Origin of the sequence: Aquabacterium sp. UBA2148 (assembly GCF_002328915.1) — a bacterium.
Classification (GTDB): Bacteria; Pseudomonadota; Gammaproteobacteria; order Burkholderiales; family Burkholderiaceae_C; genus Aquabacterium; species Aquabacterium parvum.
The window spans coordinates 3,286-9,591 of the sequence record NZ_DCXA01000187.1 but is presented as its reverse complement, the minus strand read 5'-3'; the positions used below and the strand labels follow the sequence as shown (position 1 = coordinate 9,591).

The 6,306-nt window shown below is 68.3% G+C and carries 3 protein-coding genes; all 3 read right to left on the bottom strand.

Annotated elements, in window-relative coordinates:
• Positions 1–74: 74 nt before the first annotated feature.
• The gene (locus tag B2W70_RS10565; RefSeq protein ID WP_286745548.1) at positions 75–656 is read right to left on the bottom strand and encodes an SCO family protein; all 582 of its coding nucleotides are present in this window, start codon (positions 654–656) and stop codon (positions 75–77) included.
• A 1-nt stretch (position 657) separates the two neighbouring features.
• Positions 658–1,056, bottom strand: a complete 399-nt coding sequence (locus B2W70_RS10560; protein ID WP_286745546.1) for a hypothetical protein — start codon at positions 1,054–1,056, stop codon at positions 658–660.
• A 78-nt stretch (positions 1,057–1,134) separates the two neighbouring features.
• Positions 1,135–6,273 carry a PA14 domain-containing protein gene (locus B2W70_RS10555; RefSeq protein WP_286745544.1) on the bottom strand — a complete coding sequence of 1,713 codons (5,139 nt, stop codon included), beginning with the start codon at positions 6,271–6,273 and terminating at the stop codon, positions 1,135–1,137.
• Positions 6,274–6,306 lie beyond the last annotated feature (33 nt).

The following is a 6,306-nucleotide window of genomic DNA, read 5'->3' as shown; positions in this document are numbered from 1 at the left end:
CGGCTGCTGCCGGCAGGGCAGCACGCTGAGTCGAACAGGCGCCCGGCCGGGAACCGGCCATGGGCACCCGCCGTTCAGCGCAGCCGAGCCAGGCCGTCCAGCATGCCCAGCACCTGCTCTGGCGCAGGGAAGTCCACTGTTCTCAGGGCCAGGCGACCACGCCGGTCGAACAGGTAGACCTGGCCTGTGTGCCGATCAGGCCCAGGTTGTGCCGACTTCAGGAAGTCGACCCAGGCATTGAGCGCCCGGATGTCCGGGCTGCCGGCCAGCCACCGGCCCCGACCTTCGCCATGGCGCTTGAGCCATTCGCTCAGCGCCTTGGGGGTGTCCACCAAGGGCTCCAGGCTCAGCGAAATCAACTGCACATCAGGGCGCGCCGCACCCAGGCGATCTCGCAAGGACGCGAACAAGGCGCCCTGAATGGGGCAGGTTGCGCTGCAGGTGGTGAACATCATCTGCAAGGCGGTGACCCGGCCTTCCAGCACATCGGCCAGCTGGCGCTGGCTGCCGTCTTGCCAGCGAACCGACAGCGCAGGGGGCGCCAGGGGCGGGTCGAGCCGGCCAGCGACCTGGTGCGCACACGCCAACCCGCCCAATGCGGAGCCAGCGGCGCCAACGACCAGACCGCGAATCAGCTGGCGGCGACCATGGTTCATGTCATCGCCTGGCATCGGGCCTCCCGGGCTGGCTCAGGTGCATCCACAGGGCCCGGCATTGCAGGTCGGTGACCTCGTAGCGCGGCATGGTCTGGTTGACGACGACCCAGGCGGGGTCGATGCCTTCGCGCAGCACACGGCAAAAGCTTTTCGCGTCGTAGCGGGACAGAGGCCCACCGCGACGCGCCTGCGGCTGAGTGAGCCAGTTGCGGTTCAGGGCCACCGCAAAGCGCTCGCTGGATGCACCGGCACCGTGGCAGTTGATGCAGGCCGCAGCGGCGGCAGGCAGGTCTTGAGCGTGACCCACCATGCGTGCCTGCAAGGGCACCTCGCCGTTGAACCAGCGCTGCCCGAGCTGGCGCAACTGCTCCTGGGGCGCCAGGCCGCAGGCCGTCAGCAACGCCCCCCCCCATCAGGACACAGGCCACGCTCATCCAGCGGGCTGGGCGACGCGACCGATGCATGGCAGCCCCCATCGTCACGGCAGGTAAAGCCGGTTGGTCGGGATGGCCGTGAAGGCCGTGGCACCCGGCTTCTGCCAGCTCAGGCGCAGCACCGCGCCACCCGTTTGCTCGTAGTAGTCGATGACGATGGTGTAGCGCTTGCCCGCCTCCAGGGTGATGGCGGCACTGGTGTCCGCCGTGGGCCCGTGTGCCGTCCAGTTGTTGATGACCTGCTGGCCGTTGACCGACACGCGCACGCCGTCGTCGGACAGGGTCTGGAAGCGGTAGACGCCACCCTCTTCGGCCTGCACCGTACCGGTCCACTTCACGACGAAGTTGTCGGCGTTGACGTTGCTGGCGGGGCGAGCGGTGCCCCAGTCGAAGTTGGGGTTCTCGGTGCGGGTGAGCACGAGCGAGGTGGTGCCGAACCAACCCTTGTTGTAGTACTGCCCACGCAGGCCGGTGCCGGTGCCTGCGGGCACCAAGGGTGTGACGGCTGGCTCGGTGCCGCCGATCTGGCGCACGAACTCGCTGACGTTGGCCAGGTCCGCCGCCGTGAGCGTCAGGCCCGAGTGGGCGCGCACCGCGTCGTCCACCGTCGCGGCGGAGCCATCGTGCAGGTAAGGCGCGGTGGCCCAAACGTCACGCAGGGTGGGCGTGTCCAGGCCACTGAGCGTGGCGTTCAGGCGTTTGCCGCTGCTGGGTTTGATCGTGCCGACGTTGCGCAACTGCCCTGCTGCGCTGTCCGTGAAGTCGGCACCGCCGTGGCAACTCACGCACTGGGCCGCGAAGACCGTGCGCCCCGCCGATGCCGATGCCGTCAGCTGCCCACCTGCTGCGCGCAAGGGGCTGGCGTCAAAGGTGTTGAGCGAAGACACGTAGGCCGCCAGCGCATCCAGGTCGGTGCTGACGCCGCTCTTGCGATCGCCCAGCGGCTGCGCACGCGTGCCGGTGTTGAACTGCGCATCGGTCATCAGGCCGGTGCCTTGCGCCAGAGAGCGGATCTGCCCCTCGAAGTCCTGAACCTCGTCGAAGTTGCCGCTCCAGTGCAGGCGCCCTTGCGCCCCGGCGCGGCCGCGCAGGCTGATGGTGTTGCGCAGACCTTCGCCCTGACCCGTGAGGTCCCAGGTGCGGCCATCGTGCCCGCCATCGTTGTGGCAGCTCGCGCAACTCATGTAGGCGTCTCGCGCCAGGCGCGGATCGCGTGCGTCATAGAACAGCTGCTTGCCCTTGAGCACCGTGGCGCTGAGCTTCTCGGTGCCGACGGCCGCCAGCAGGGCCACCTGCTCCGCAGTCGACTCACCCCGACGCAGCAGGCTCTCCAGCGAATAAACACCCACCGTGCGGTCCATGAAGTTGAGCACGAACAGGCGCAGGCCATCGGGCGAGAGCACCAGCGCCTGCGGTGCGCGGCCTGTGTCGAAGCGGAACAGCTCGCGTCGGCCCACAGGGTCCAGCACGGCCACCTGGCGACTCGTCTCCAGGGCCACGAACACCAGGGCGCCCGTCGGATGGTAGAGCGCCGCACTGGCCACCGACGCGTTGTCGTGGTCCACCCGCGCGGCGGCGTCTTCAGCCTGTGTCGTCAGGTCGATGCGCGACGAGATGGCGCGCACCGTGTTCTCGAAGTTCAGGTTCTGGCCATCGCGCAGGCTGCCGCGCAGGATGTTGTCCTGCTTGGAGGGCACCCAGGCCGAGCGGCCATCGGGCGACATCGCCGGAGCGGCCAGGTAGTTGGGCACGCCTCGGGCCGACACGGTGGTGTCGGGCTTGTCGCTGTGCTGCAGCACGATGGTGCGCAGCACGCCCATCGATGCGGGCGAGAGCACGTGCACCTCGGCGCCCTGCCGCGCGCCGCTGACCACGGTCTGGATCACGGCGGTGCCTTCGCCAGGCTGGGCCCGGGTGATGAAGCGCGTGACCAGCAACTGAGAGCGATCGGCCGACAAGGCCAGGTGACGAGGCGATCCGCCCACGTTGGCGGTGGCCAGGGTGGCGCCCGTCGGCGAGAGCTTGAGCACCTGCCCCACCGCCTCCAGGGTCACGTAGGCCTGCCCGTCGTCATCGAACACGATGCCATAAGGCGACGAAGCCGTGGGCAAGGCGATGGTGCGTACCAGCGCGCGGCTGCTGCCGTCGAGCACGGTGATGCTGGCGCTGCCACGGTTGACAACCCACACCTGTCCCGATGGCGCGATGGCCAGCGCGCGCGGCTGTGCGCCCACGGCCACCTCGGCCTGTCGCGACCAGGTCGTGCCATCGAACACCGACACGCTGTCGTTGTCGGGGTTGACGGCCCACAGGCGGCCGTCGCGCGGCGCCCAGGCCAGCGCACCCGAGCCCCTGGCTTGTGGCGCAGAAGGGTCACCCCCCACCACCTGCCAGAACTTCTTCGCGGCGGCGGACACACCATCTCCGCCGAGCACCGTCAGCGTGACCTCGTAGACACCTGCCTCGGCATAACGGTGGCTGACACTGGACTGATCGCTGTAGGCGGTCTCACCCGAGCCATCGCCAAACGACCACTTGTATTGGAAAGGACCCTGCCCGGTCACGGACGCGGTGAAGTCCGCCGAAGTGCCAGACACCACAGGCGCAACAGGCACCGAGGTGATCACGGGCGGCGCCCCCAGCACCGACCAGCCGAAGACGACCTGGCTGCTGGCACCACGGTTGTCCTGCGCCGTGACCGTCACCTCGTAGTTGCCGAGGCGGCTGGCCACACCACTGATCACGCCTGAGTTGGCGTTGATGGACATGCCTGGCGGCAAGCCGCTGGCGCTGAAGGTGATGGCGTCGCCGTCCGGGTCGGAACCCGTCACGGTCAGCATCGCCGCGTCGCCTTCGCGCACGGGCGGTGCCACGGGCGCGACCAGCGTGGGCGCGCGGTTGACCGTGGACAGGGCATTGAACTTCAGCTCCTTGGTGGCGGCCCAGTCACCGAGGTCACCCAGGTTGCCCTCGGACACGGGCGAGCCCCAGTTCACGCCGTCCTGACTGAGGTACACGCGGTAGCGGGCGACCGTGCCATTGCCCCCGCCCGAGCGAGGTGTGTAGCGCAAGCCCGTGACGCGCTGAGCCGAGCCCATGTCGACCACGATCCAGTGCGGGTGCACCGGGTTGGCGGCCTGCCATTGTGTGTGCCAGATGGTGCCCTCGTTGCCGTCGATGGCGTTGCCCACGGCCCCGTTTTCACCGGCCAGCTCCTGGCTGTCTGCCGACACCTTCCAACCCGTGCGTGGCATGACCTGCCCCGACTCGTTGAGCAAGTTGAGTTCGGCCATCGAAGTCCAGGCGTTGCCATTGCGCTCGGACAGGGCCTCGAACTTGAGGTAGCGCGCAGCCTGGATGCTGCCCACGCTCCACAGGAACTCGGTGCTGACGCTCGCCGCACCCTTGCTGGCAAAGAGCTTGACGTGCGAGCGCCCAACCGCCGTGGCCGTGCCGCTGATGCGACCGGTGGCCGCATCGATGCTCACGCCTTCCGGCAGCCCTGTGGCGCGGTAGGTGACGGTGCCGCCACCGTCCACCGTGACAGCGGGCTGCAGGCTCACCGCCGCACCCAGCAGGGTGGTCTGGTCTGCGATCGGGGTGATCACCGGCGCACCCGTGCCATGAACACGAACGACCTTGGCCACCGAGGGCACACCGTCGTCGTTGAGCGCGAACAGCATCCAGTAGCCGGGCAGCGCCCAGCCAGGGTTGGAGGGCACGTCCACTTCGTAGAGCTGCCCACCCATGGGCCGGAAGTTCAGCGACAGGCGTCGCTGGTCGTTGTTGACCGTGTGCGTGGTCGAGCTCATGCGCACCAGGGCGAACGAACTCACGTCGCTGTCGAGCTGCACCTGAATGCGCGTGCCGTACACCACCTCGTCGGGCGCACTGCGGATGACCGGGCGCACGGCGGGCTGGCCGTCGCGGGTGAACAGGTAGTTGGGGCTGAGGATCTGGTAGTCGGCGTGGTTGGCCGCGCAGCCCTGGCCACACAAGCCACCACCGGCCGACAGCACGCGCGCGTCGGGCAGCAGCAAGGCCACGCTGTGGTAGTTGCGGGGCACGCTCATCGCCGGCAGCGGCGTGAAGGTTTCCGTGACCGGGTCGAACAGCTCAGGCACCAGCACCGAGTTGTTGTCGGAAAAACCCACCGCGTAGGTCTGCCCGCCGATGATCACCACCTGCCCATTGGGCAGCACCACCGAGTTGTGAAAGGCCCGGCGATAGGCCATGGGCGCGAGCTTGCGCACCGACACACCCGCGTTGATGTCGATGACGTAGCTGTTGGCGTTGGCGTTGACCGCGTCGTAGCCCGGCCCGCCGCCCACTTTGAGGATGCGGCCCGTGTCGAACATCACCGCGTTGCCGCTGACGCTGAACTCGTCGTCGCCCCGGCGTGCGGCGAACGTCACGCTGCCATTGCCCTGGGTGTCGATCCAGTGCATGTCCACACCCGTGCCGGCATGGAAGACCTTGCCGTTGCCAGCCGGCAGCAGCCAGAAATGGCTGTCACCGCCAAACGCTCGGGACGGGTCATTCGACAGGAACGGGTCGATCGGCACACCCGTCAGGCGGCGCCAGCCCTGCCCGTCCTTCCAGACCTCACCATGCTTGCCGCCCGTGCCACCGCTCCAGGAGCCGCCCAAGGTGAACACCGAGCCATCGGCCAGCAGCGTGTTGGCGTTGTAGCCGCGCGGAATGACCATGGCCGGGCCACGCGTCCAGCTGTTGGTGCGGCTGTCGTAGATGCTGGTGGCCTGGGTGCTGATGCCACCGTTGATCAGCAGGCGCCCGTCGGCCAGGTTGGTGGTGCCAGGGCAGAACATGTCGTGCTGCGTTTCGGTGACCAGGCGCTCGGTGGCCTGTCCCGTCACCAGGTCCAGCAAGGCCGTGTAGGTCTGCGAGCCGCTGGAAAAGCCAAAGCGGTCTTCAGCAGACCACAGCAGCACCTTGCCGTCAGGCAGGTTGGCCGCCGACACCGGAACGATGGGCAAGGTCTGCACCGCATCCCAACGCGCCACCGACACGGGCGAGACCGCCAGGATGGACTCCCGCTCTTTGGGCACCGCCTGCAACTGCCCGCCCGATTGAGCAGCCGGGGCGTCGCCGTTGCCGCCACCACCACACCCAGCGAGCAACGCGACCAACGCCACCGAGCCCAAATGCCATGCTGTTTTCATTTGCGATTTGCGGGCCCGCGCAAATCGCCGCGA